The sequence below is a fragment of the Pseudoclavibacter endophyticus genome, assembly GCF_008831085.1.
Lineage (GTDB): Bacteria > Actinomycetota > Actinomycetes > Actinomycetales > Microbacteriaceae > Pseudoclavibacter > Pseudoclavibacter endophyticus.
Window position 1 is genome coordinate 191,852 of record NZ_WBJY01000002.1, and the last position, 23,936, is coordinate 215,787.

Consider the following 23,936-nt stretch of genomic DNA (forward strand, 5'->3'; position numbering starts at 1 on the left):
GGTCGGCACGTCATGCAGACGTCGATCGGTCGTGGGATCATCGCACGGTGCGGCAGGGCGGTGAGCAGAACACGGGGCAGACCCGGCGACCGGTGACGACGCGGCGCGACGGGCGGACGAACGCCGCTGCCGCCCCGCCGCCCTGGACGGTCACCGACGCGCGCAAACGCCGCGAACCGCGTGCCGTGCCGGTGCCGCTCGCGATCGTCGTCGTGCTCGTCGGGGTGCTCATCGCGGGCGCCGCATTCGCCGGCGGATCGGCGTTCGCCGCATCAACTACCGTCGCCGCCGGCGAGACGTCGGCGCCCAAGGCTTATGACTCCGCGCAGCTCGCGCCCGAGAGGCCGCCCGGGGCGGCGCCGCTGCGCACGTGCTCCCTCGACGAGATCACCGCCCAGCCCGGCGCCCTCGAGTTCCACGGCTACGCGATCGACTCGCAGACGGGCGAGGTGCTGTTCGACCGGCGGGCGGGCAGCCCGAACCCGACGGCATCCACCATGAAGCTCATCACGGCGGCGGCCGCGCTCACGGTGCTCGGGCCCGACTACCGCATCCCGACCCGCGTGTACGCGGGGGAGCTGCAGGGCGAGGTGATCATCGTCGGCTACGGCGACGTGACGCTCACGTCGCTCTCGCCCGGCCAGACGAGCTACTACAACGGTGCGACGGCGTACCTCAGCGACCTCGCGAACCAGACGCTCGAGGCGCGGGGCGACCAGGCGATCAGGGCCGTCAGCTACGACGACTCGTTCTACGACGGCGACGAGTGGCACCAGACGTGGAACGAGCAGGACCGTCTCGACGGCTACATGCCCCCGATCTCGGCGCTCATGGTCGACGGCGGCCGCCAGGGGCCGCAGTCGCTCGTATCGCTGCGCACCGAGAAGCCGGCCGAGAGCGCCGTGACACACTTCGCCGAACGGCTCGGACTGTCGGCGGCAGACGTGCTCGGCACGCAGCGCGTGCCCGAGGGCGCGCCGATGCTGGCCGAGGTCTGGTCGCAGCCCGTCTCCGAGCTCATCCGCTATGCCCTGCTCGACAGCGACAACGTCGTGGCCGAGACCCTCGCGCGCCTCGTGGCGATCGAGTCCGGCGCGGGCAACACCTACAACGCCATCAACCCCGCGCTCACCCAGGCCGTCGAGAACCTCGGGCTCGACGCCGCGGGGTTCACCGCGATGGACGGCTCCGGCCTCAGCCGCGACAATCGCGTGACCGCCAGGCTCGAGGTCGCACTGCTCCAACTCGTCGGCGGCGACGAGTTCGGGCTCGGCCGCATACTCGACGACCTGCCAGCCTCTGGCATCAGCGGCACGCTCAATACGCGCTTCGACCCGGCCTCCTCCGGTGTTCCGGCCGCGTCGATCCGAGCAAAGACCGGGTGGATCGACGAGGTGTATGGGCTCGCGGGTTTCATCGACTCGGCCGACGGCACCCGCATCACGTTCGCGTACTACGTGGCCGGCCCGGTGCAGATCTCCAACCGCGACGTGCTCGACTCGATCGCTGCCGCGACGTATCGATGCGGCGGTGGGCTGGCCGACTGGTAGACGTCTGCTCGAGCGGTCAGCGTCGATTGGCATCATGGCCGCATGACTTCCGCGCTGCTCATCATCGACGTTCAGAACGACTTCACCGAGGGCGGAGCGCTCGAGGTGAAGGGCGGTGCCGCCGTGGCCCGTGGCATCTCGGCGCTTCTCGAGCGAGATGCGCACCGCTACGGCGTCGTGGCTGCGTCGCGCGACTGGCACAACGCCGAGGGCGACAACGGCGGCCACTTCGCGCTCGACGAGGAGCCCGACTACATGGACACGTGGCCGGTGCACTGCGTCGCCGGCACTCCCGGCGCCGAGTACCACCCAGAGCTCGACCTCTCGCGCGTGCGGGTGCACGTGCGGAAGGGCCAGGGGCTGCCGGCGTACTCCGCGTTCGAGGGGACGACCGACGACGGCAGGATGCTTGCGGCCGTGTTCCGCGACGTCGGCGTCACGCGGGTCGACGTGGTCGGCATCGCGACCGACCACTGCGTGCGCGAGTCGGCCTTCGACGCCAAACGCGCGGGTTTCGACGTTCGTGTGCGGGCGAACCTCACCGCGGCCGTCAACCCGGCCCGCGTCGGCGAGACCCTGCGCGCGCTCGAGGTCGCCGGCATCGAGATCGAGGGCGAGCCGTCGACGCCGGCCTGAGCCGGTGAACTCGGCCTGCGCCGGCCTGCGCTGGGCCCACGCGAGCTGAACTCCGGTCGCGCAGTTGCACATGACATCCGTTCTCGATAATATAAACATATTGCAATTACTGCATATATATGGTGAGGTGTTGTTGTGCGCGAAGAGAGCGGGCTCGCCGAGGCGGCCCAGCTGTTCAAGATCCTCGGCAACGAGTCGAGGCTCCTCCTGCTGCGGCTGCTCGAACACGAACCGAAAACGGTCGGGGCGCTCTCGCGGGAGTCCGGCTACTCGCAGCCGTTGGTGTCGCAGCATCTGCGGACGCTGAGGCAGGAGGGGCTGGTCTCATCGACGCGACACGGGAAGGCGGTCGAGTACCGGCTTGCCGATCACCACGTGGCACACGTCGTGGCCGACGCCCTCGCGCACGTGAATGAGCCCGAATCGGGCAAGGAACGCACACACGAAGGAGCAGCATCATGACCGCGACCGAAACCCGCGCAGAGCACACCAAGACCGAGCACGAGCACAGCGAGCACTGCGGCCACGAGGCCGTGCAGCACGAAGGTCACGTCGACTACCTGCACGACGGCCACAAGCACGCCGAACACGACGACCACTACGACGAGCACTGAGCCCAGGGCTCTCGGCCCCGCCGTCGCGCTCACCCGAAGGGCACCACCGTACGAACGGCGGTGCCCTTCCGCACTCCCGGCCCGGTGGGGCACCCCTCGTGGCGGGGCTGGCGACCCTTCTCGGGAGGCTGGCTCAGTCATTGGCGCGTGGAGCCGGCTCCCAAGAGGGCAGCGGGTCCGGGTAGTCGCGCCACGTCACCGGACCGTCGGCGAACTCGTGGTCGGTCAGGGTCGCGCTGTCGAGCGCCGCGCGAAGCTTGCCCTCGCGCAGGTCGAGGCCGATGAAGGCGAGATCCTGCCCGACGGAGAGCAGGTCGTGCTCGTCGAGGTCACCGTCGTTCGCGAGCGGCGTGAATGAGATGCTGGGTCCGGTGTGGTTCCACTGCGCCGTGAGGTGGGATCGGGTCGCGAGCCGGCAGAATCCGGCTGAGCGGATGACCGTGCCGAACGCCCCCGTGCCGATCTCTCGTTCGAGCAGGCGTTTGAGACGGCCGGGGTGGAATGGGCGGAACTGCTCGTAGCGGAACGCACGCACGCGGGGGTCGGTCATGTGGGGCGCGAACTCCTCGTTCAGGAGTGCCACCCAGCCTGGCCGCTCCTGCGCGGCCGGGTATGGAGTGACGTGCCCGTGATCGCACACGCCGGCGGGTTCGTGGGCTCGCATGCACAGGCGGGCCGTCGGCGCCAGGTGATTGACAAGGGCCATGAGCATCGAGAGCTCGGTGGTCGGGACCGCCTCCCAGTTGACGAGCAGCAGCGTCGAGGCGAACTCGATCTGGCTCACCGCGACGGCCGGCGACTGCGGTGGCCGCGCGACCGCCCATGGTGCTGCAAACCCGGTCGGCGGTTCGATGCCGCTGAGTGTCGGAAGGGCGAGCGCGGCGTCGACGATGCACACGATCTCGGTGAGGGGAAACGCGTCGCCATGGTCGGCGAAGGTGCCGATGACGTGCGGCGCGAAGAGGTGGCCGGGCAGCTCGATGACGACGCGGTCGGCCGGCGTGTGCTCGAGCATGGTGATGGCTGCCTCGATCGGGTCGAGCGTGTGACGCAGGGCGTCGGCGGAGATGACGACGGGTCTGCCGTCGCGCCGCGCTCGGCTTCCCGCGTACGCGCTGCGTTGGGGGGTGTCGGGGCCGACGACCGCGACGATGTCGACGGGTGTCCTCATGGGTGGGCTCGCAATCCGGTTCGACGAGTGGTTAGCTTGTAATGATAACCGTTCCCAATAAGGAGAAGATGTGAAAGTTCGAGCCTCGCTCAAGTCACTGAAGCAGCAACCGGGGGCGCAGATCGTGCGTCGCCACGGTCGGGTCTACGTCATCAATAGGCAGCATCCCCGGTTCAAGGGGCGCCAGGGGTAGGCGCCCCCGACTCAGCGCTCCGCGGGGACAAGCAGCTGGTGCTGCGCGAGCTCCCGGTAGAGCGGCGTCGATTCGACAAGCTGCTCGTGGGTGCCGCGGCCGACCACCCGGCCGCGGTCGAGCACGACGATCTCGTCGCTATCGACCACCGTCGAGAGGCGGTGCGCGATGACGATGAGCGAGCGGCCCTCGGCGACGCGGTCGATCGCGTCGCGCATCGCCCGTTCGTTCGCGCCGTCGAGTGACGACGTCGACTCGTCGAGCAGCAGGATCGGCGAGGCCGCGAGCAGTGTGCGGGCGATCGCGAGGCGTTGACGCTCGCCGCCAGACAGCATCACGCCGGCTTCGCCGACCGCCGCCGCGAGGCGCTCGGGGGAGCGATCGAGCACGCCGCCCAGGTTCACTTCGCGCAGGACCGCCTCGCACTCGTCATCGCTGGCGTCGGGGCGGCCGAGCCGCAGGTTCTCGGCGAGCGTTCCGGCCAGCACGGGTGCGTCCTGCTGCACGTAGCCGATCTGCCGACGCAGGTCGGCGCGGTCGATGTTGCGCAGATCGATGCCGCCGAGCCGGATGCTCCCCTCGGTGGGGTCGTAGAACCGCTCGATGAGGGCGAGCGACGTCGACTTGCCGGCGCCGGACGGGCCGACGAGGGCCACCCGCGTGCCGCGTGGCACCTCGAACGACACGTCGTCGAGGACGAGTGGGGAGGCCGGTGCCGCAGCTTCGTCGTCAGCGCGGAACAGCTCATCGAGTCCGCTGTCGTCGCCGCCGAGCGACATGGCGCCGCCTCGGCGGCGACCCGTCGCGAAGCGATCGAGTCTCGCCGCTGCGCGGGCTCTCGCCGTGCGGGCGCGTACGACGGTGTCGGGGTAGCGGAACGAGACGCGATCGAACGCCAGTGCGGGAGCATCCGGACGGTCCTCGACGTTCGCCGCCCCGCGCACCTCCACGACAGGCCCGTGGTCGCGGTCGTCGTGCCCCTCTTCGGGCAGGTCGATGATCTCTTGGATGCGCCCGAGCGCACCGAGCGCGGAGTTGACAGCCGCGATCGCGCCGATGAACTGGCCGAGCGGCATGATCATCATGAACAGGAACATGATGAACGCGATGAGGCTGGCGATCGAGAGGTCGCCGGCCGCGACGCGCAGGCCACCGAGGCCGAGGACGGCGATGAGCGCGCCCTGCATCGCCACGCCGGAGACCGGGACGATGAGGGCGGACGCCGATGCGACATCGAGGCCTCGGCGGTATGCGCCCTCGATGTCATCCGCGACGAGGCGCTCCTCGCGCTCGGTGGCTCCCGACGCGCGGATCGTGCGCACCGACGAGATCGATCGCTCGACGGCTGACGTGAGCTCTCCCACTTTCGCCTGCGCCGCGGCACTCGCGGTGCGGATGCGGCCGGACAGGAGGACGACTGCGGCGACCGCGGCGACCACCACGCCAACGGTGACGCCGAAGAGTACGAGATCGAGGATGACCATCGCCACGACTGCGCCGACGAAGGTGAGCAGCCCGCCGACCGCCTCGACGAGCCCCTGCGTGAGCACGGCCCGCAAGAGGGTCGTGTCGCTGCCGACACGCGAGACGAGGTCGCCCGTGCGGCGCGCGTCGAATTCGGTGATCGGCAGGCGCAGGAGCTTGGCGACGAGCTTGCGGCGCGTCGTGCGCACGATCGACTCGCCCGTGCGCTGCAGCAGGTAGTGCTGGAATCCCTGCAACAGGGCCCCGATGATGACGACGCCCACGAGTGCCCACAGGAGCCACTGCGCAAGCGTCCCCGCCTCGACCTGTCCGATGAGCACGCCGACGAGCAGCGGCTGGGCCAGCGAGAAGACGGCGCCGACGATCGAGATCGCGACGATCCCGCCCATGAGGCCGGGGCTTTCGAGGAGGTAGGGGAGGAGCTGTCCGAAGGTCGCGCGGGGCCGCTGTTCCGTGTCGCCGGGACGCCCGCTCCGTGCGCGGCGTCGGCCGCGCGGCTCGCGGCGGCCGGCGCCCGATGAGCCGTCGACACCCGTCGCCGTGCCGTTCGCTTCGGCGCGATCGGAGACTTCTGGATCGGGATGCTCGTTGACGGCGCTCATGACCTCCAACAGTACTTCGCAGCCGCAGCCGCAGCCGCAGCCGCAGCCGCAGCCGCAGCCGGGGTCGGGGGTCGGGTCAGGGCCGTGGCCGGGGCGGTGGTGGTGGCCGCGCCCGCCGGGTCGCGCGACACGCCGATCGAAGTCCGCGCGCGAAATTCGCTTGACGGCACAGACAAGCCCTGCTCACGCCGGAATTCCCGATGAGAGCGGGAAAACTTGGTCGATCGACCAGTATGGTGGGTGAATTCCATTCACAAAGGGGTGAATCTGAGTCGCCACAAGGGCGAGTTCGTCGTAGTGTGTCTTCGGAACTCGGGCCGGGGGGCCCGGTTCCCGCGGCGTTCGCGCCGCAGAGGTCCTCCGCCCGCCGAGAGCGGGTGGACATTCTGGGGGGAATGGCGTGGGGCGGTGCGTATCTCGCACCGCCCCACGTGGCTTTCCCGGCGCCCCGCTACCAGGCCACGGCGAGCACGACGTTGAGGGTCGTCAGCCTGCCGATCGCCCACAGGGCCAGCCGGATGCTAGATCGCGTGGCTACCCGTGCCCGTGTGGGTGTCGTGGCCGGAGATGACATCCGGCTCGTACCGATGGCCCATGCGCGCGGCCTTCGTGTCGAGGTAGGCGGCGTTGACGTCGTTGCGGCCGACCACGAGCGGGATGCGTTCGACGACCTCGATGCCGTAGTACTCGAGCGCATGCTGCTTGGTGGGGTTGTTGGTGAGCAGGCGTATGCGCGGCAGTCCGAGGTCGTCGAGCATCGCGGCGGCCGACGAGTAGTCGCGCGCGTCGGCGGGCAGGCCCAGGGCGGTGTTGGCATCGACCGTGTCGAGCCCCTGCTCCTGCAGCGCATACGCCCGGAGCTTGTTGAGCAGGCCGATCCCGCGGCCCTCGTGCCCACGCAAGTACAGAACGACCCCGCCCTCGGCGTGGATGCGATCGAGTGCGGCGTCGAGCTGCGGGCCGCACTCGCATTTCAGCGAGTGGAACGCCTCTCCCGTGATGCACTCCGAGTGCACGCGCACGAGCGCCCCGTCGGCGACCTCACCCGCGACGATTGCGAGGTTGGTCAGGTCCGGCCCCGAATCGCCCATCGTGGTGGTGTACGCACGCACGCGGAACGCCCCATGCGTCGTCGGAATCGTCGTCTCGACCTCGAAGCGGGTGACGGGCGCGGCCGAGGGATCGCGCTCGGGGCTGCTGTCATTCATAGCTGGCCTTCGGAGATGACGGTCGGCCCGCCGAGCGGGGCGGGCACGAGGCCGTGCAGGTCTCGCAGCCGTGAGCCGATGCCCCAGGCTGCGACGCGCCACACGGCCTCGACGACGATAGCGCGCGACATCTTCGATGCGCCCGCCTCGCGCTCGGTGAAGGTGATCGGCACCTCGTCGATACGCAGGCCCGCACGTTCCACCATCCACGCCGTCTCGATCTGGAAGCAGTAGCCGTTTGACCTGATCGCCCCGAGGTCGAACGCCCGCAGCACGTCGGCGCGGTAGCCGCGGTAGCCGGCGGTGATATCGCGGATGCTCGACCGCAGCAGCGTGCGTGCGTACAGCGATGCGCCGCGTGACAGCAGGACGCGTTGGAGCGGCCAGTTCTCCGTGCGCCCGCCGGGCATCCACCGCGTGCCGATCACGAGGTCGGCGCCGTCATCGAGCGCGTCGAGCATAGATGGCAGGCGCTCCGGCGGATGGGAGCCGTCGGCGTCGAACTCGAAGGCGGCGTCGTAGTCGCGATCGAGCGCGATGCGGAATCCTTCGACGTAGGCGGTGCCGAGCCCGAGCTTGCCCGCGCGGTGCAGCACCGTGACGCGCGGCTCTCGCGCGGCGATCGCGTCCGCCACATCTCCAGTGCCGTCGGGCGAGGCGTCGTCGACGACGAGCACGTCGACGCGATGGTCGGCCGCGACGACGCGGGTGACGATCGATTCGAGGCTCTCGCGCTCGTTGTACGTCGGGATGATGACGAGTGCCCGGGGCATCGGACCATGCTAGCCCGACGCGGGCCTATACCCGCCGGGTCGGTCGAGGGAATCCGACTCGCTCGTAGACGTCGGCGATGGTGCCCTCGGCGAGTTCGTTCGCCTGCTCAGCGCCTCGCGCCAGCAACCGGTCGAGCTCCGCCGGGTCGCCGAGCAGCTCGTTCGCCCGGTCGCGGATCGGGGCGAACACGCTTTGGACGACTTCAGCCAGGCCTTTCTTCAGGTCGCCGTAGCCGCGGCCCTGGTACTCGCGCTCCAGACCGTCGATCGGCGTGCCGCTGAGTACCGAATAGATCGTGAGCAGATTCGAGACCCCTGGCTTCGTCTCGCGGTCGAACCGGATCTCGCCGTCGGCGTCGGTCACCGCTCGCATGATCTTCTTCGACGTGACCTTGGGGTCGTCGAGGACGCGCAGGAGACCGGCGTCGGAGGCCGCCGATTTCGACATCTTGGCGGTCGGTTCCTGCAGGTCGTAGACCTTCGCCGACTCCTTGACGATGTGCGCCTGCGGCACGGTGAACGTCTCGCCGTAGCGTGCATTGAACCGCTGAGCGAGGTCGCGCGTGAGCTCGACGTGCTGCCGCTGGTCTTCGCCCACAGGCACCCGCTCGGTCTGATAGAGCAGGATGTCGGCGGCCATGAGGATCGGATAGGTGAAGAGCCCGACGTTCTGCGCATCGGTGCCGTGCCGCTGCGACTTGTCCTTGAACTGTGTCATGCGGCCGGCCTCGCCGAAGCCGGTGATGGCGCTGAGTACCCAGGTGAGCTCCGCGTGCGCCGGCACGTCGGACTGCACGAACAGCACCGACCTGTCGGCGTCGATACCTGCCGCGATGAACTGTGCAGCGGTGGCCCGCGTGCGATCGCGCAGCTCGGCGGGTTCGAACGGCACGGTGATCGCGTGCTGGTTCGCGACGGCATAGACGGCGCGGAACTCGTCTTGCATCGTGATCCAGTTCGTGAGCGCGCCGACGTAGTTGCCGAGGTGCAGCGAATCGGCGCTCGGCTGCATGGCGGAGTAGAGAGCGGGCTTGGTCATGATGGCGTGCTCGTTTCGTGTGACGGTCTCTGAGGTCCGGGGCTGCGCGGTCGCGCGGTGCCGCCGGGCGGCGTGTTCGAACTGCGGAACCAGCCCGGGGCGGCTCGCTAGATCTCGTAGTCGGCCACGACGGGAGCGTGGTCGCTCCAGCGGGCGTCATACGAGGCGGCGCGGTCGATGAGGTAATTCGACGCGCGTGCCGCGAGCAGGGGCGTGGCGATGTGGTAGTCGATGCGCCAGCCCGTGTCGTTGTCGAAGGCCTGACCGCGGTTCGACCACCACGAGTACGGACCCTCGACCTCGCCCGAGAGGCGGCGGCCCACATCGACCCAACCGAGCCCCGTGCCGACGGTGCCGTCGACGCACGTGACCTCGCTGCCGATCTCACCGAAGAATCGGTCGAAGTAGGCGCGCTCCCCGGGGAGAAACCCTGCCTTCTTGCGGTTGCCCCGCCAGTTCTTGATATCGAGCTCGGTGTGGCCGACGTTGAAGTCGCCGAGCAGTACGACGCGCCCGCGCTCGGCCAGCTCCGGGAGCCTCGTGGCCAGCGCGTCGAGGAACTTCCACTTCTCGTCTTGCTTGGGGGTGTCGGCCTCGCCCGAGTGCACATACACGCTCGCGACCGTGAGCGGCGTGCCGTCGACGTCGACGTCGGCCTCGATCCAGCGCCCCGCCGAGTCGAATTCATCGGCGCCGAAAGCGGTGCGCGACTCGACGATCGGCAGGCGCGACGCGATCGCGACGCCGGCTCGCCCCTTGGCCGTCGTCTCGTCGTTGACCAGGTGCCAGCCGTCGCCGATGAGCGGCTCGAGGTCGGCGCGAGTCGCCCGCACCTCTTGCAACGCGAGCACGTCGACGCCCCTCGTCTCGAGCCAGTCGCCCATGCCCTTGCGGTATGCGGCGCGCACGCCGTTGACGTTCACGGACGCGATTCGAATGGTGCGTGGCATGGTCACAAGTCTATGGCGGCCCTCCGACACCCTCGGTACGGTGCCGGTCGGGGACGGATACCGCGGGCGAGAGCACGAGCACACCTCGCGTCATCGAGGCGAGGGCTTCGAGGCACGCGACGCCGAGTGGCTCGTCGTCCGGTGCCACCCACGCGTCATGCCAGTAGCACGGAAACGACACCTCACTCGTCGCGTCGGGCCGTAAGCGGTGCACCTCGTCGATCGTTTCGAGGCGCACGGGGGCCTGCACGCTGCAGACGAGGCGCCCATCGGGGTGCAGAATCGCGGCCGAGCCCCCTCGATCGATGCCCTGCACCCCCAGCCGTTCGGGCCGGCGTTGCACGGCCTCGCCGAGTTCCATCAAACGAATCGGGTCGGTGGTGAGCAGAACGGCCTCACGTGGCATGGTCGTGACCTTCCTCCTGGGCGGGGCCGTCGGCATCCGGCCCAAGCACGTCGGGAGACGAGGCGGCAGCGGCGCGCGAGGCCGCCTCCTCTCGCCAGCCCGGTCCGAGCAGCGGCTCGATGGCGTCGGTGCCGAGCGCGTCGGCGAGCGCAACGGGATCCAGCGCCCAGAGCACCTCGCGCAGTCGCGCGAAGTTCTGCGGCATGATCTCGTCTCCGAGCGGAACGACGATCGACGGGGCGCGGTCGTTGCCGACGACCCGGGCGTCGAAGCGGGCCTCGAGCTCGGCGATCGGCAGCCCGAGGCGCGAGACGCCCGGCGCGCCGATCAGGATGGCGAGCGGCGCGCCGGGGCGCTCGAGCGTCGGCCCCTTGTGCAGGTCGGCACGGCCGACGCGGCCGAAGACGATGGCGATGAGCGGCACGCCCTCGAGGGACAGCTCGGCGAGGAGCTCCGGCGCGTCGGCGAGGGCCTCTGCGGCGTCCTCGCCGCCCTCGGGGCCGACGTCGGCGACCAGGTTGACGATTTCTTCGGCACCCTGCTTCGTCGGCCGCAGGCGCAGGGTCGCCGTGACCGCCCTGCCGGTCGCGCCCACACCGTTGACGACGAGCCACGGGTTGTGCGAGAGGGCCTCGCGCCCGTATTCGCCGACGCGCTCGAGGCCCCACGGCAGCGTGACGGGCTCGGCGACGCCCCAGTCGAGGGCCGCATCATCGACGAGGAGGTCGGCGAGCAGCTCGAGGGAGGCGCCGTACGTCGCCTTGCGCCGGTTGCGCTGGCGGATGGAGGCCAAGACGGCCACCTGGGTGGTCTCCGCGGCGGGCGGCCGGACGTGCTCGGGGGCTGGTCGGGGATCGAAGTCCGGCGCGAACGCGTCCTCGGGTCGTGCAATGCGGCGACCCATGCGCGTGTCTCGGTACCCGGTCGCCGAGCGCACGACCCAGACGCCACCGAGCGAGCTCAGGGCCTCGTCGAGGGCAAGCGTGAGCGACGACTCCTCGCCCGTCACGAGAATCGGCCGGGCGCCGGCGGCTGCCGTGCTCGCGAGGAAACGGCGGCGGGCGGGGGACAGGTAGAGAACGGGGGAGGTGCTCTCGCTGAGCGCCCAACCTGGGCCGACGCGGTCGACGAGCGGGCTCGTCGCGGGATCGATGCGCGAGCGCGGATGCTCGGGGCGCCGTGGCGGCGCGGCAGTCGACGGATACGACGATCCGCGCCGCTGGAACGCATCGCCCTGTGCCATGACGCGGAATCGTAGCCACCCCGTGCGAACAGCCGGTGCCATCATCCAGGGTGGGGAGTTCTCCCCACTGACAGCCTCCGAGCCCGGGCGTACCGTTGGGCCCGACGCATCAGCCGGACGGTGGATGATCGAGCGTCGCACAGGGGGAGACATGGCGACTGGGATGTTCGGGGCGAACCCTGATGAGTTGCGATCGATCGGCACGACCTTTCGGCGAAGCGGCGATGTGCTCGAGCGAGCGGGCTTCGATCTGCGGGCCGAGATCGACGGCGTCTCGTGGTTCGGACCGGACGCCGACCGCTACCGCGAGACCTGGGGCGCCTCGCTGCACTTCGACGCCACGGAGCTCGGGAACACGCTGCGCGACGCGCGCGACCGGTTGCACCGGCAGGCCGACGAGCAGGACGAGGCGAGCGAGCCCGGCCAGGACGAGGGGTGCCTCCAGTCGACGTGGAACGGCACCACGAGCTTCTTCGGCAGCCTGTTCGGTGCCGTCTGGGGTGATGTCCAAGGCATCGCGGGTCTGCTCGGGTTCGACGAGAACTGGGGGTGGTCGTGGGACAACCTCGCGGAGACGTGGACTGGCATGGGCGTGCTGATCGGCTACAACCCGTCGGAGGGCACCTGGGGCAACTGGGGCCTCGCCGGCGACGCATGGACCGAGCTCGGCAAGGCGATCATCGCCTGGGACCAGTGGGGAGACGACAATGCCGGCGCGTCGGGGACGACGCTGTGGAACGTCGGCTCCAACTTCATCGGCGGCATCGGCATCCTCGGGAAGGTCGGCACCGTCGGTACGGTCGGCCGCCTCGCGGATGACGCGGCCACGGCCGGGAGGGTCGTCGATGACGTCGCCGGTGCCACCGCGCGTTCGAGCGATGAGGTCGCCGCGGCCGGCCGCGTCGGCGACGATGCCGCCGATGCGGGCCGCGCCGGGAACGCCGGCCACTGGAACTCCAACGGCTCGCCCGACGTGGTCGACGGACGCCGGGTCGACGGCGTCAATGACCACAAGATGAGTCTGCACGATCCCCCGTACGAAACCGGCGCCAGGATCGATCCGGAGACGGGCAACCTCGTCTCGACGTCGGGCCGGACCTTCGGCCCCGACGACGTCTCGAACCACTACACCTCCGCCACCGGCAGCGCGAACCCCGACCTTCGCGTGTCGACCGCCGAGGGCACGACGCCGTTCGAGCCCAATCACCGCTACGTCATGGACGACGGCCGGACCGTCACGGAGACCGACGCGCTCGGCCGGCCCGACTACACCCGCTACACGATGGACGGCCGGGGCGAGAAACCCGGGGGTGGCTATTCGAGCGACCCGTGGCGGGCGGGCACGCAAACGAGCGCCAAAAATTGGCCAGACGAGATGTACAACCCTGGTGACAACCGCGGTCACGCGCAACCGGCCCAGCACCGGGGCCCGAACGAGGACATCAATACGCCCCCGCAGAGCGCGACATCGAACTCGTACCAGGCGCAGGTCGAGATGGCCATCTCGGACCACTACTACTCGCCGGCGAACAACCAGCAGCCGCTCATCGTCGAACGCCACGTGCAATACGGCCCCGACGGCCACGCGGCGCACTACGACTTCACCGTCACCGACGCCAGTGGCAACGTCGTCGACCTCGGGGTCAATCCGAGCTTCCCCGACCGGATGTAGCCGGCCCGGCCCGGCCCGGCTCGGTACCGGATGTCGGACGGACGCGCCACAATGGACCGTCGGCACGCAGGCGGCAAGGCGCCGGCACGGGATGGGGAGAGCAGACATGACGGAAGCACGAGACCTGCTGCGCGAGGCTCGCGCAGCAGCCGCGCCAGAGCTCGCCATCGAGACGGCCCTCGGCGGCAGCGATGCCTGGCGGTCCCTCTTCGATGAGATCGACGCGGCCGTTCGCGCGGCGATCGACGCGATCGACGATGAGGTCGAGGCCGCGACGCTCACCGGGCGCGACGATGCGGGCGAGGTCGTGCGGGGGCACCGGCTCGGCCAACTCTCGGAACGCTGCGTCGAGGCCATCACCTTCGACGGGCTGTACGAGGTCGAGGCCCAGGAGATCGTGCCGCTGTGGCGGGCGCTTGCGGCCGCGTCCGACGACGATGCCGTCGCGGCCGTGCTCGACGGGGGCGACCCCGCAGATGCCCTCGACGATGTCGAAAGCGCCATCACGCTCGTTGCCAACGACGACCGCGATCTCGGCGAGGCCAGGTTCGATTCGCCGATCGATGTGGTGTGGGAACCCATCGAGCGCGTGATCATCGCTGCCGTCGATGGCAATCTCGAGCATCGGTTCGGTCACCCGGTCGAGTACTGACCCGACCGGCGGCACGGACGCGCCTCGCGTCCCGGTCGTGAAACCCGCGCCAGCTAACGTGGCGCGACGCGAACGAAAGGACTCACGTGGTCGACGACGCGCGCATCCAGGATTGTCACCGCCGGATCGCCGAGGGCTGGCTGCCGCTCATGCCCGAGGGGCAGTGGAGCGTTTCGTACCTGTTCTGGGCGCCCGCGGGCAAGGCGGTATACACCGAAACGACCGCGATCGACCGCGAGGGCAAGGCGCACCCGCTCTCGCAGCCTCCCGCCGTCCACGAGGCGCTCCATGAGCTGCGCGACGCCATGAGCGACCCGCAGCGAGGTGCATGGATCTCGTCCGAGTTCAAGCTCACCGACGACGGGGTGCTCGAGGCCTCGTTCAACTGGGATCGGCGCTTCTACTGGGGCGTGCACGCCGGCAGCCCGTGGGCGCCGGATCCCGACCCTGATACGCCTGACGTTCCTGATGACAACGCGTTCGTCGACGAGCTCGAGCGCTACCCCCGCGAGCATCTGTTCCTGCCCGCGTGGTACCCGAGGCACCGGGTGGTCGACGGCGAACGCCTCGACGACGCGGCCCTCGACCCGCGCCGCGCCGACCCCGATCATCACGACCGCTTCGAAACGCCGCGGAACGCCGCGGTCTCGCTGCCCGACGAGGTGAAGCCGCTGCAGGATGCGTGGGGCTGGCCCGGAGTGTTCGCCAGCATCAACGACGCGGTGCTCGGCAACATGGACCGGCGCGAGGGCCGGGAGGCCGACGCGCTGCTCGGCGAGACCGGTGATCACGAGCGGGACGCGGCGCTCGACGCCCTCATCGACGACGCCGTCGCCTCGACCATGCTCGTGCTCGATCGTTCGCCCGCACTTGCGTCCGTGCGGTTGCTGCGCGAGTGGCTCGCCGTGCGCGGCGAGCGGGGGCCCGCGAATCTCGAGGCGGCCAATCGCGGTGACGCCCTCGCGGCACTGCTCGACCGCACTGGGGAGGTCGGTGACGCGGCGCGGGTCACGCGCGCGCGTCTCGAATCGATCGTGCGCCTCGTGGTCGAGGACAACGTCGACGACCGCTTCGACGCCGTCTCGTAGCCGCCCCGGGGGAGCGCTGCCCCGTGACGCCTCTTTCGTCGGCTCCTCGGCGCCGGCAGGCCTTCGGCGAGGCGTCAGTCGCGCGGCACGTGTGTGGCGCGCACCGAGGCCGGGCGATCGCCATTCCACATGCGCAGGACGAGGTCTTCGTTCTCGAGCGTCCGTCGCTCATCCTCGATCTCGCGTAACCGCCGTTTCGCAGCGCGATCGCCGAACCGGTGCGAGGTGCGAAGCTCCTCGCGCAGCGCGAGTTCCTCGGCGGCGAGCAGCTCCTGCTGCGCTCGGATGGCCGTCGCGCGTGCCTCCTCCGCGGCCTCCTCGGCGGTGAGCATGCGGGGCGACAGGCCGAGGTCGTCCATCGACACCTTGACCCACGTGGCGACGAGCAGCTGCACCGTGGCCATGAGGTTGAAGAGGATGAGCACGCTCACCAGCGTCGCGAACGTCGCGAGGAGCGGGTTCGCGGATGCGCCGCCGACGAGTGAAGCCGCGAGCATCTTGATCACGCCGAGGATGACGCCCCCGACGAGGGCGGCGGGCGCCAGCACGCGCCACGGCACGTGCAGGTGTGCGAGCACGCGCACGAGGCCGGCGAGCAGCACCGAGTCGAAGATGACCGCGATGATGGAACTGGAGATCTGGATGAGGACCTCCCGCGCGCCGCCGAGATCCGCGAGGCCGAACGTCTCCATCGCCCACGTCACGGCTCCCTGTCCGCCGGCGATGAACGATGAAGACAGCAGCAGCAGGACGAGCGCAGCGATGATCAGCCCGAGGTCGCGCAGCTTCGCGAGGACGAATGGGATGTCGCCCGTCGGCGCCAGCTCGAAGATGCTCCTGATCGCGATGCGCGTTCCGCCGAGCCAGCGCAGCGCTGTCCAGACCGTTCCGACGAGGGCGATGATGCCGGTCCATCCGAAGACGGTCGCGTTCAGCAGCACGTCGGGATCGATTGCGGCGCCCGTACCGATGAGACCGGGGAGCGCGGTGTCGATCGAGGTGATGACCCACATTTGGATGTCCTCGCGTCCGGCGACCACGAGGCCGAGCACCGAGAACACGGCCCAGAGCCCGGCGAACAGCGAGAAGATCCCCATGAAGGCCATGCCCCCGGCCATGACCGGGGCGCCCTTGTCGAAGTTCTCCTTCATCGTGCGGGCGAACCGCGTGGCGTTGTACCAGGTGACGAAGTCTTTCACCCAGTCCATGAACGACGCCTCGTCGCGTCGTCTCGGCAGCGGCGGAAGAATCGTGCGCAGCGCGCGCGGCCGTCGGAGAGCCGTTCGCCTGTTCACAGGACTACCCTAATCGGCAGTGGCCGCGACAGCAGTCGCTTTCGGCGAGGCGGAGACATGTCGAGGAGGACTCGTGGAGCTTACGGGATTCGGGGTCGGAACCAAGGTGGCCGTCGGCACTGTCGTGCGAATGCCAGATCCGCTGCCGGAGCCCGACGCGAACGCGCGCGTCGACGGTGACCTCGACGCCGAACGCCAGCGCGCACTCGCGGCGCTCTCGGAGGTCGCAAGGGACCTGCAGGCGCGCGCGGCAGAGCTCGATGGACCGGCCCGCGACGTGGTCGAGGCGTCGGCCATGATGGCGGCCGACCCGAGTCTCGCGGACGCCGTCGCCGAGCGCACCGCGATCGGCAAGACCGCCGAGCGCGCCGTCTTCGAGGCGTTCGAGAGCTTTCGCGCAACGCTCCGCAGCATGGGCGGGTACATGGCAGAGCGCGCGACCGATCTCGGCGACGTCTCGCAGCGGGTCGTCGCCAGGCTTCTCGGCGTACCCGCACCCGAAGTGCCGCACAGTGACGAGCCGTTCATCCTCGTCGCCCACGACCTCGCACCCGCCGACACCGCCAAGCTCGACCTTTCGAAGGTGCTCGCTCTCGTGACCCGCGACGGGTCTCCGAAAGCGCACACGGGCATCCTCGCCGCTGAGAAGGGGCTTCCAGCCGTCGTGGCCGTCAATGGGGCCGACCGGATCGCGGACGGCGCAACCGTCATCGTCGAGGCGGGCTCGGGCGCCGTCTTCGTCAACCCCACCCAGCAGCAGCTCGCGAATGCGAAGCGCGAGATCGACCGGCAGGCGGCGCTGGCCGCGGCACCGATCGAGCCAGGCGCGCTCGCGGACGGCACGCGCATCCAGGTGCTCGCGAACGTCGGCAAGCCCGGCGACGGGCCGCGAGCCGTGCAGCTCGGCGCCGAGGGCGTCGGCCTGTTCCGCACGGAGTTCCTGTTCCTCGACTCGGACGACGCGCCGTCGGTTGCGAAGCAGATCGCTGACTACACCGAGCTGCTCACGCACTTCTCGGGGATGAAGGTCGTCGCGCGCGTGCTCGACGCGGGCGCCGACAAGCCCCTCGCGTTTCTCACCGATTCCGATGAGCCCAATCCGGCGCTCGGGCTTCGCGGCATCCGGGTGCTGAAGTCGAGGGAGCAGGTGCTGCGCGACCAGCTGACAGCCCTCGCGGCGGCCCAGGCGGCAACGGGCGCCGAGCTGTGGGTGATGGCGCCGATGGTCGCCGAGGCGTCCGAGAGCGAGTACTTCACGTCGCTCGCGCGCGAGCTCGGCATCCAGGTCGCGGGCTCGATGATCGAGGTGCCCTCGGCGGCGATCCTCGCCGAGCAGGTGCTGCAGTCGAGCGACTTCATCTCGATCGGCACGAACGACCTCACGCAGTACACGCTGGCCGCCGACCGCGTGCTCGGTTCCGTCGCCGGTTTCCAGGACCCGTGGCATCCGGCCGTCCTTCGCCTCATCAAGATCGCGGGCGATGCGGGTGAAGCGACCGGCAAGAGCGTCGGCGTGTGTGGTGAGGCGGCGGCCGACCCGCGCCTCGCGGTCGTGCTGGTCGGCCTCGGTGTGCGGTCGCTGTCGATGGCGCCGCCCGCGTTCGCCGAGGTCCGCGCGGCGCTGCGGCGTGTCACGCTCGAGCGCGCGCGAGAGGTCGCGGCCGCCGTGCTCCAGGCGACAAGCGCCGCAGCCGCGCGGGAGATCGGCGCCGAGCTGCTTGCCGCGCGCTAGTCGACCGGCGACACGCGAATGAGGTTGCCGTCCGGGTCGGCAACCACGAACGTGCGCCCGAAGACCTCGTCGACGGGCTCCTGGACGACGGTGACGCCCTTGGCACGCCACGCGTCGAACCGGGCATCCACCGCCTCGGCAGCCCCCGGCACCATGAGGCCGACCTCGCTCGTGCGCGGTGTCGACGGCACGGCGGCTTCGGGGCGCCCGCTCCAGAGGGCGAACAGCACGCCGCGGGCGACCTCGAACGACACGTACCTGGGGGTGACCATGGCCGGGTCCATGTCGAAGAGGTCGGCGTAGAAGCGCGTCGAGCGATCGACATCGGTCACGTAGACCAGAAACAGATTCGGCGGGGTCATCTGGTGTCCCTTTCGGAGCGGATGCGGTCGTCGTCGCCGACACTCGCACCGACCGGTGACAGATTCCGTCCGCATTGGCGCCGTCATGCGTCGATGCACGAGAAAGGATGCGCGCAAAAAGCGAGCGGCCTCCGCAGGGATCGGAGGCCGCTCAGGTGGATGCCCACCACCCTAGCGAGTAAACGGAGGGTGAACAAGTGAGCGGGGTTCATGTCTTGCGACGGAGCGTTCCACGCGCCGTGACGAGAACGGCGTCGGCCCCGGAATCGAGCCGATCCGGGGCCGACGCCGTCACCGCGCGACGCGAACGAGCGGCGGGCTACACGCCGCGGGTGCCGAGCGTCGCCTGCTTCACCTCGGCGATCGCCTTCGTGACCTGAATACCGCGGGGGCACGCCTCGGTGCAGTTGAAGGTCGTGCGGCACCGCCACACGCCCTCCTTGTCGTTCAGGATGTCGAGCCGCACCTTCGCATCTTCGTCGCGCGAGTCGAAGATGAAGCGGTGCGCGTTGACGATCGCGGCCGGGCCGAAGTACTGCCCGTCGGTCCAGAACACGGGGCACGAGCTCGTGCACGCCGCGCAGAGGATGCACTTGGTCGTGTCGTCGAAGGCCTCGCGCTGCGCGATCGTCTGGTGGCGCTCCTTCTCGGGCTTATCGCTCGCGACGAGGAACGGGCGCACCTCGCGGTACGCGTCGAAGAAGGGCTCCATGTCGACGATGAGGTCCTTCTCGAGCGGCAGCCCCTTGATCGCCTCGACGTAGACCGGCTTCGTGATGTCGAGATCTTTCACGAGGGTCTTGCACGCGAGCCGATTGCGGCCGTTGATGCGCATGGCATCTGAGCCGCAGATGCCGTGCGCGCACGAACGGCGGAACGCGAGCGAGCCGTCCTGGTTCCACTTGATGCTGTGGAGAGCGTCGAGGATGCGGTCGGTCGAGTACATCTCGACGTCGAACGACTCCCAGTGCGGCTCGGTGTCGACCTCAGGGTCGTACCTGCGGACGTTCAGGGTGACGGTGAACGACTTCGGCGCCTCGGGGGCCGCGTCGGCAGACTGTTCGCTGTCAGACATGTGTCTCCTCCTAGTACTTCCGCTCGGTCGGCTCGTAGCGCGTGAAGCGCACGTCCTTCTTGTCGAGCCGGATGTGGTCTGACGGGTCGGGGCTCGTCGGCTCGCCCGTGAGATACGCCATCGTGTGGTGCATCCAGTTCTTGTCGTCGCGCTCCGGGAAGTCATCGCGCATGTGCCCGCCGCGCGACTCCTCCCGCTTCATGGCGCAGTACACGAGCACCTCGGCGAGATCGAGCAGGAAGCCCAGCTCGATCGCCTCGAGCAGCTCCGTGTTGAAGCGCTTGCCCTTGTCGTGCACCGAGATCTGCGGGTAGCGCTCGCGCAGGGAGTGGATGACGCGCGCCGCCTCGGTCAGGGTCTCCGACGTGCGGAACACCTGGGCGTTGATGTCCATGGTCTCCTGCAGCTCGCGCCGCAGTCCCGCGACCGACTCGGTGCCGGTGCTCGTGCGCAGGCGGTCGACGAGCTCGCGGACGAACTTCGCCGGGTCGTCGGGCAGGTCGACGAAGTCGGCTGCCTTGACGTACTCGACGGCGTTGCGACCCGAGCGCTTGCCGAACACGTTGATGTCGAGCAGCGAGTTCGTGCCCAACCGGTTCGATCCGTGCACCGAGACGCAGGCGCACTCGCCCGCGGCGTAGAGGCCGGGCACGACGGTCTCGTTGTCGGCGAGCACCTCGGCCTCGTTGTTCGTCGGGATGCCGCCCATCGCGTAGTGCGCGGTGGGGTACACGGGCACGGGCTCGACGACCGGGTCGACACCCAGGTAGGTGCGCGCGAACTCGGTGATGTCGGGAAGCTTGGTCTCGAGGACTTCCGCGCCGAGGTGGGTGCAGTCGAGGTAGACGTAGTCCTTGTTCGGCCCGCCGCCGCGGCCGTCGAGGACCTCTTGCACCATCGAGCGCGCAACGATGTCGCGGGGCGCGAGGTCTTTAATCGTGGGGGCGTACCGCTCCATGAAGCGCTCGCCCGAGGCGTTGCGCAGGATCGCGCCCTCGCCGCGGGCTCCCTCCGTGAGGAGGATGCCGAGGCCGGCGAGACCGGTGGGGTGGAACTGGTAGAACTCCATGTCCTCGAGGGGGAGGCCCTTGCGCCAGACGATGCCCATGCCGTCGCCCGTGAGCGTGTGCGCGTTCGAGGTGGTCTTGTAGATCTTGCCGAATCCGCCTGTCGCGAAGATGAAGGCCTTCGCCCGGAAGACGTGCAGATCGCCGGTCTTGAGGTCGAGCGCGACGATGGAGGAGGGGCGCATGGCGCCGTCGACCTCGGTCATGGTCATGTCGAGCGCGTAGTACTCGTTGTAGAACTTCACGCCGTGTTTGACGCAGTTCTGGTAGAGGGTCTGCAGGATCATGTGGCCGGTTCGGTCGGCCGCATAGCAGGCGCGGCGCACCGGCGCCTTGCCGTGATCGCGCGTGTGTCCGCCGAAGCGGCGCTGGTCGATCTTGCCCTCTTCCGTGCGGTTGAAGGGCAGCCCCATGTTCTCGAGGTCGAGCACGGCTTCGATCGCCTCTTTGGCGAGGATCTCGGCCGAGTCCTGGTCGACGAGGTAATCGCCGCCCTTGACGGTGTCATAGGTGTGCCACTCCCAGCCGTCCTCCTCGACGTTCGCGAGCGCCGCGGCCATGCCGCCCTGCGCCGCGCCCGTGTGGGAGCGCGTGGGATAGAGCTTGGTGATGACCGCCGTGTCGGCCCCCTGCGCCGCTTCGATCGCGGCGCGCATGCCGGCGCCGCCGGCGCCGATGATCACGATGTCGTTCTGGTGGTAGTGGACGCCGTCGATGACTCGGTCGCCAGCCAACTGTTCTGCCATATCGGTGGAGTTCTCTCTGTCGAAGGCGTCGGTGCTAGGCCGAGCAGAAGCTCGGGAGCAGGTCTGCGGGTGAGCCGGCCGGGCACGGATCGAAGGTGAAGACCACGAGCAGGCCGAGCACGATGAGGACGACGCACACGAGGTAGAGCAGGATCTCGAGCACGCGCCGAGTGGTGGCCTTTGCGACGTAGTCGTTCACGATCGTGCGCATGCCGTTGGTGCCGTGGATCAGCGCGAGCACGAGCATCAGCGCGTCCCACACCTGCCAGAACGGGTTCGACAGCTTGCCCCCCACGAACGCGAAGTCGATCGCCGAGATGCCGTCGCCGAGCATGAGGTTCACGAAGAGGTGTCCGATGATGAGGATCACGAGCAGCACGCCGCTGACGCGCATGAAGACCCAGCCGGCCTTCTCGAAGTTCGGCCCGCGACGTGCCGCCGTGGCGGTGCGGGGATATTCGATGTCTTGAATCGTCATTGCTCGCCCCCTCCTAGTGGCTGAACACGTTGATCAGGTGGCGGGGGGTGAAGCCGATCATGCACACGACCCAGAGGGCGATGACGATCCAGAACATGAGCCGGTGGTGCTTCGTGCCGCCGGGCAGGAAGTCGATGAGGATGATGCGGATGCCGTTGAAGGCGTGGTACAGCACCGCGCCGACGAGGGCGACCTCGCCGACACCCATGATGGGCGTCTTGTACGCGTGCATGGCCGCGTTGTACGCCTCGGGGCTCACCCGAACCAGGGATGTGTCGAGCACGTGCACGAGCAGGAAGAAGAAGAGAGCGATGCCCGTGATGCGATGCAGCACCCACGACCACATGCCCTCGGTGCCGCGGTAGAGCGTGCCACCGACCTTGTTCTTCTTCTTCGCCGGCTTGTCCGGGGCGCCTGGGGCGCTCGACGGCTCCGCCTGAACTGTAGACACGGAACTTCCCCTTCGTCTGTTCGGTGAGACACGACCCACATGCCGGAGCCGGGGCCCGAAGTGCTTACCCCGAACGTGTTCGGAGTCACACTCTCAGGGTACTCTCAATCTTCTCCCGCTCGCGCCCTGGTGGGTCCGCCCGCCTCGGGCTGCACCGTGCTCGCCCGAGCGCTGGCGACGCTCCGTCCGGTGCGCGACGACGCGCAGCACAAGGCGCGATTCGGCTACTGCCGGCGCGACAGCGCCGTCGAGAACCGCGAGGCCGGGCGGCGCGACTCGATCGCTTGGCGCTCGGCGATGACCAGCTCGTAGTGGCCGATGAGCTCGTCGCAGATGCGTTCCCATGAGCGGTCGAGCACGCGGCGGCGGCCGGCCTCGCCCATGCGCGCACGCAGGTCCGAGTCGGCGACGAGCTCCGAGATCCAGTGACGCAGGTCGGCATCGCCCTCGCTGCGCGGATTGAAGAGGTAGCCGTCCGTGCCGTGGTCGATGAGGTCGATGGGGCCGCCCGCATACGGCGCGACGACGGGGACGCCGGAGGCGTGTGCCTCTTGGAGGGTCTGCCCGAAGGTCTCCTCCGTGCCCGTGTGCACGAACACGTCGAAGCTCGCGTAGGCGTGCGCGAGGTCGGCGCCCGAGAGGCGGCCGGCGAAGTGCACCGGCATGCCCTTGAGCGCCCGCTTCACCGACTCGGTCGAGGGGCCGTCGCCGACCACGACCAGCTGCATGCCCGGGATGTCCCGGAGCGACGCGAGGCGCTCGGCCTGCTTCTCCGGGGCGAGGCGACCGACGTAGCCGACAATGACGTTCTCGTCGGCGCGCAGCCGCTTGCGGAGGCGCTGCGACGTGCCCGTCAGCTTGTTGCGCGGGTGGTAGCGCTCGAGATCGACGCCGCGGCCCCAGCGTTCGAGCGGGCCGATGCCGGCGTCTTCGAGGTCGGCGATCGACGCCGACGAGGGGGCGAGCGTGAGGTCTGCCGAGTTGTGGATGAGCCGGATGACCCACCACGCGAAGTCTTCCATCGCGCGGAGCCGGTTGCGCTTGGTATAGCCGGCGACGTCGGTCTGGAATACCGCGATCGACGGCACGCGCCGGAGCTTGGCCGCGAAGAGGGCCTGTCCGCCGAGGAGGAACGGGCTCGCGGCGTGCACCACGTCGGGGGCGAAGTCGTCGATGAGGCGCTGGACCTGGGGCGAGGGGAGACCCACCGGGAACTGCCGGTACGCGAATGCCGGCACCTGGTGCACGCGGAAGCTGCCGTAGTGCTTCGGCGACCCCGCGGCCGGCGTGATGACGATCGCCTCGTGCCCGCGACGCTCGAGGTGATCGAGCACCTTGCACACGCTGTTGGTGACGCCGTTGACCGTCGGAAGAAAACTCTCGGTGACAACGGCAACGCGCATGAAGCTCAGTGTATGTGGGCGGTGCGGCCGCGCAATGGACCCTCG

24 protein-coding genes are annotated in these 23,936 nt (G+C 69.4%); 9 read left to right on the top strand and 15 right to left on the bottom strand.

The genetic code is table 11. From position 1 onward, the window contains the following. The first annotated feature begins 47 nt into the window (after positions 1–47). The 4 genes from dacB to F8O04_RS10605 all read left to right on the top strand — a co-directional run bounded on the left by dacB (position 48) and on the right by F8O04_RS10605 (position 2,800). Entirely contained in the window at positions 48–1,550 is a 1,503-nt protein-coding gene (gene dacB / locus F8O04_RS10590) for a D-alanyl-D-alanine carboxypeptidase/D-alanyl-D-alanine endopeptidase (RefSeq protein ID WP_188726391.1), read from the top strand. Between the two features lie 42 nt (positions 1,551–1,592). Continuing rightward, entirely contained in the window at positions 1,593–2,186 is a 594-nt protein-coding gene (locus F8O04_RS10595) for an isochorismatase family protein (RefSeq protein WP_158029352.1), read from the top strand. Between the two features lie 135 nt (positions 2,187–2,321). Beyond that, positions 2,322–2,648: an ArsR/SmtB family transcription factor gene (locus F8O04_RS10600; protein ID WP_158029353.1), complete on the top strand. Its 327-nt coding sequence runs from the start codon at positions 2,322–2,324 to the stop codon at positions 2,646–2,648. Beyond that, positions 2,645–2,800, top strand: a complete 156-nt coding sequence (locus F8O04_RS10605; protein ID WP_188726392.1) for a zinc transporter permease — start codon at positions 2,645–2,647, stop codon at positions 2,798–2,800. Before F8O04_RS10600 ends, F8O04_RS10605 begins: the two co-directional genes overlap by 4 nt. 133 nt (positions 2,801–2,933) lie before the next feature. Here F8O04_RS10605 and F8O04_RS10610 read toward each other — a convergent pair whose 3' ends face one another. Continuing rightward, positions 2,934–3,971, bottom strand: coding sequence for a GTP-binding protein (locus F8O04_RS10610; RefSeq protein ID WP_158029355.1), 1,038 nt, complete (start codon positions 3,969–3,971; stop codon positions 2,934–2,936). A gap of 70 nt (positions 3,972–4,041) precedes the next feature. Here F8O04_RS10610 and ykgO point away from each other — a divergent pair, with 70 nt between their 5' ends. Then, positions 4,042–4,164: a type B 50S ribosomal protein L36 gene (ykgO, locus tag F8O04_RS10615; RefSeq protein ID WP_158029356.1), complete on the top strand. Its 123-nt coding sequence runs from the start codon at positions 4,042–4,044 to the stop codon at positions 4,162–4,164. A gap of 11 nt (positions 4,165–4,175) precedes the next feature. Here ykgO and F8O04_RS10620 read toward each other — a convergent pair whose 3' ends face one another. The 7 genes from F8O04_RS10620 to F8O04_RS10655 all read right to left on the bottom strand — a co-directional run bounded on the left by F8O04_RS10620 (position 4,176) and on the right by F8O04_RS10655 (position 11,870). After that, positions 4,176–6,251: an ABC transporter ATP-binding protein gene (locus F8O04_RS10620; RefSeq protein ID WP_158029357.1), complete on the bottom strand. Its 2,076-nt coding sequence runs from the start codon at positions 6,249–6,251 to the stop codon at positions 4,176–4,178. 521 nt (positions 6,252–6,772) lie between these two features. After that, positions 6,773–7,459 (bottom strand): GTP cyclohydrolase II, encoded by a 687-nt coding sequence (gene ribA, locus F8O04_RS10630; protein ID WP_158029358.1) that lies wholly within the window; start codon positions 7,457–7,459, stop codon positions 6,773–6,775. After that, positions 7,456–8,232, bottom strand: coding sequence for a polyprenol monophosphomannose synthase (locus F8O04_RS10635; RefSeq protein ID WP_158029359.1), 777 nt, complete (start codon positions 8,230–8,232; stop codon positions 7,456–7,458). The genes ribA and F8O04_RS10635 overlap by 4 nt, the downstream gene beginning before the upstream one ends. A gap of 25 nt (positions 8,233–8,257) precedes the next feature. Continuing rightward, positions 8,258–9,271 (bottom strand): tryptophan--tRNA ligase, encoded by a 1,014-nt coding sequence (trpS, locus tag F8O04_RS10640; protein WP_158029360.1) that lies wholly within the window; start codon positions 9,269–9,271, stop codon positions 8,258–8,260. A 107-nt stretch (positions 9,272–9,378) separates the two neighbouring features. After that, complete coding sequence (locus F8O04_RS10645; protein ID WP_158029361.1) at positions 9,379–10,221, bottom strand: exodeoxyribonuclease III; 843 nt, start codon at positions 10,219–10,221, stop codon at positions 9,379–9,381. Between the two features lie 10 nt (positions 10,222–10,231). After that, complete coding sequence (locus F8O04_RS10650) at positions 10,232–10,627, bottom strand: hypothetical protein (RefSeq protein ID WP_158029362.1); 396 nt, start codon at positions 10,625–10,627, stop codon at positions 10,232–10,234. Further along, positions 10,617–11,870 (bottom strand): DUF6177 family protein, encoded by a 1,254-nt coding sequence (locus F8O04_RS10655; RefSeq protein WP_158029363.1) that lies wholly within the window; start codon positions 11,868–11,870, stop codon positions 10,617–10,619. Before F8O04_RS10655 ends, F8O04_RS10650 begins: the two co-directional genes overlap by 11 nt. A gap of 151 nt (positions 11,871–12,021) precedes the next feature. On the opposite strand from F8O04_RS10655, the gene F8O04_RS10660 reads away from it, so the two are divergent. From F8O04_RS10660 to F8O04_RS10670, 3 genes are all read left to right on the top strand, one after another. Then, positions 12,022–13,542, top strand: coding sequence for a WXG100 family type VII secretion target (locus tag F8O04_RS10660; protein ID WP_158029364.1), 1,521 nt, complete (start codon positions 12,022–12,024; stop codon positions 13,540–13,542). Positions 13,543–13,648: 106 nt separating this feature from the next. Then, positions 13,649–14,194 (top strand): hypothetical protein, encoded by a 546-nt coding sequence (locus F8O04_RS10665; protein ID WP_158029365.1) that lies wholly within the window; start codon positions 13,649–13,651, stop codon positions 14,192–14,194. 86 nt (positions 14,195–14,280) lie between these two features. Continuing rightward, positions 14,281–15,282, top strand: a complete 1,002-nt coding sequence (locus tag F8O04_RS10670; protein WP_158029366.1) for a hypothetical protein — start codon at positions 14,281–14,283, stop codon at positions 15,280–15,282. 74 nt (positions 15,283–15,356) lie between these two features. On the opposite strand, the gene F8O04_RS10675 is transcribed toward F8O04_RS10670, so the two are convergent. Next, complete coding sequence (locus tag F8O04_RS10675; RefSeq protein ID WP_158029367.1) at positions 15,357–16,577, bottom strand: YihY/virulence factor BrkB family protein; 1,221 nt, start codon at positions 16,575–16,577, stop codon at positions 15,357–15,359. Positions 16,578–16,650: 73 nt separating this feature from the next. Between F8O04_RS10675 and ptsP the strand changes: the two genes are divergently transcribed. Further along, on the top strand, positions 16,651–18,309 hold the full coding sequence (gene ptsP, locus F8O04_RS10680; protein ID WP_158029368.1) for a phosphoenolpyruvate--protein phosphotransferase: 1,659 nt from the start codon (positions 16,651–16,653) through the stop codon (positions 18,307–18,309). Here ptsP and F8O04_RS10685 read toward each other — a convergent pair. The 6 genes from F8O04_RS10685 to F8O04_RS10710 form a co-directional block, all read right to left on the bottom strand. Continuing rightward, complete coding sequence (locus F8O04_RS10685) at positions 18,306–18,671, bottom strand: VOC family protein (RefSeq protein ID WP_158029369.1); 366 nt, start codon at positions 18,669–18,671, stop codon at positions 18,306–18,308. The genes ptsP and F8O04_RS10685 overlap by 4 nt on opposite strands. 319 nt (positions 18,672–18,990) lie before the next feature. Continuing rightward, the gene (locus F8O04_RS10690; protein ID WP_158029370.1) at positions 18,991–19,746 is read right to left on the bottom strand and encodes a succinate dehydrogenase iron-sulfur subunit; all 756 of its coding nucleotides are present in this window, start codon (positions 19,744–19,746) and stop codon (positions 18,991–18,993) included. A gap of 10 nt (positions 19,747–19,756) precedes the next feature. Continuing rightward, positions 19,757–21,559: a succinate dehydrogenase flavoprotein subunit gene (gene sdhA, locus F8O04_RS10695; RefSeq protein ID WP_158029371.1), complete on the bottom strand. Its 1,803-nt coding sequence runs from the start codon at positions 21,557–21,559 to the stop codon at positions 19,757–19,759. 34 nt (positions 21,560–21,593) lie between these two features. Next, positions 21,594–22,037, bottom strand: coding sequence for a succinate dehydrogenase, hydrophobic membrane anchor protein (sdhD, locus tag F8O04_RS10700; RefSeq protein ID WP_158029372.1), 444 nt, complete (start codon positions 22,035–22,037; stop codon positions 21,594–21,596). A gap of 13 nt (positions 22,038–22,050) precedes the next feature. Next, a complete protein-coding gene (gene sdhC / locus F8O04_RS10705; RefSeq protein ID WP_158029642.1) occupies positions 22,051–22,383 on the bottom strand; it encodes a succinate dehydrogenase, cytochrome b556 subunit in 333 nt (110 codons plus the stop codon). A 329-nt stretch (positions 22,384–22,712) separates the two neighbouring features. Beyond that, a complete protein-coding gene (locus F8O04_RS10710) occupies positions 22,713–23,891 on the bottom strand; it encodes a glycosyltransferase family 4 protein (protein ID WP_158029373.1) in 1,179 nt (392 codons plus the stop codon). Positions 23,892–23,936: the final 45 nt, after the last annotated feature.

Excerpts from the sequence above, each read along its gene's own strand:
- sdhA (WP_158029371.1), bottom strand. The coding sequence starts at position 21,559 with ATGGCAGAACAGTTGGCTGGCGACCGAGTCATCGACGGCGTCCACTAC.
- F8O04_RS10650 (WP_158029362.1), bottom strand. The coding sequence starts at position 10,627 with ATGCCACGTGAGGCCGTTCTGCTCACCACCGACCCGATTCGTTTGATG.
- F8O04_RS10645 (WP_158029361.1), bottom strand. The coding sequence starts at position 10,221 with ATGCCACGCACCATTCGAATCGCGTCCGTGAACGTCAACGGCGTGCGC.
- F8O04_RS10620 (WP_158029357.1), bottom strand. The coding sequence starts at position 6,251 with ATGAGCGCCGTCAACGAGCATCCCGATCCAGAAGTCTCCGATCGCGCC.
- F8O04_RS10635 (WP_158029359.1), bottom strand. The coding sequence starts at position 8,232 with ATGCCCCGGGCACTCGTCATCATCCCGACGTACAACGAGCGCGAGAGC.
- ribA (WP_158029358.1), bottom strand. The coding sequence starts at position 7,459 with ATGAATGACAGCAGCCCCGAGCGCGATCCCTCGGCCGCGCCCGTCACC.
- F8O04_RS10605 (WP_188726392.1), top strand. The coding sequence starts at position 2,645 with ATGACCGCGACCGAAACCCGCGCAGAGCACACCAAGACCGAGCACGAG.
- F8O04_RS10710 (WP_158029373.1), bottom strand. The coding sequence starts at position 23,891 with ATGCGCGTTGCCGTTGTCACCGAGAGTTTTCTTCCGACGGTCAACGGC.
- F8O04_RS10665 (WP_158029365.1), top strand. The coding sequence starts at position 13,649 with ATGACGGAAGCACGAGACCTGCTGCGCGAGGCTCGCGCAGCAGCCGCG.
- sdhC (WP_158029642.1), bottom strand. The coding sequence starts at position 22,383 with ATGTGGTCGTGGGTGCTGCATCGCATCACGGGCATCGCTCTCTTCTTC.
- F8O04_RS10685 (WP_158029369.1), bottom strand. The coding sequence starts at position 18,671 with ATGACCCCGCCGAATCTGTTTCTGGTCTACGTGACCGATGTCGATCGC.
- sdhD (WP_158029372.1), bottom strand. The coding sequence starts at position 22,037 with ATGACGATTCAAGACATCGAATATCCCCGCACCGCCACGGCGGCACGT.
- F8O04_RS10690 (WP_158029370.1), bottom strand. The coding sequence starts at position 19,746 with ATGTCTGACAGCGAACAGTCTGCCGACGCGGCCCCCGAGGCGCCGAAG.
- F8O04_RS10610 (WP_158029355.1), bottom strand. The coding sequence starts at position 3,971 with ATGAGGACACCCGTCGACATCGTCGCGGTCGTCGGCCCCGACACCCCC.
- trpS (WP_158029360.1), bottom strand. The coding sequence starts at position 9,271 with ATGACCAAGCCCGCTCTCTACTCCGCCATGCAGCCGAGCGCCGATTCG.
- F8O04_RS10595 (WP_158029352.1), top strand. The coding sequence starts at position 1,593 with ATGACTTCCGCGCTGCTCATCATCGACGTTCAGAACGACTTCACCGAG.
- F8O04_RS10660 (WP_158029364.1), top strand. The coding sequence starts at position 12,022 with ATGGCGACTGGGATGTTCGGGGCGAACCCTGATGAGTTGCGATCGATC.
- F8O04_RS10655 (WP_158029363.1), bottom strand. The coding sequence starts at position 11,870 with ATGGCACAGGGCGATGCGTTCCAGCGGCGCGGATCGTCGTATCCGTCG.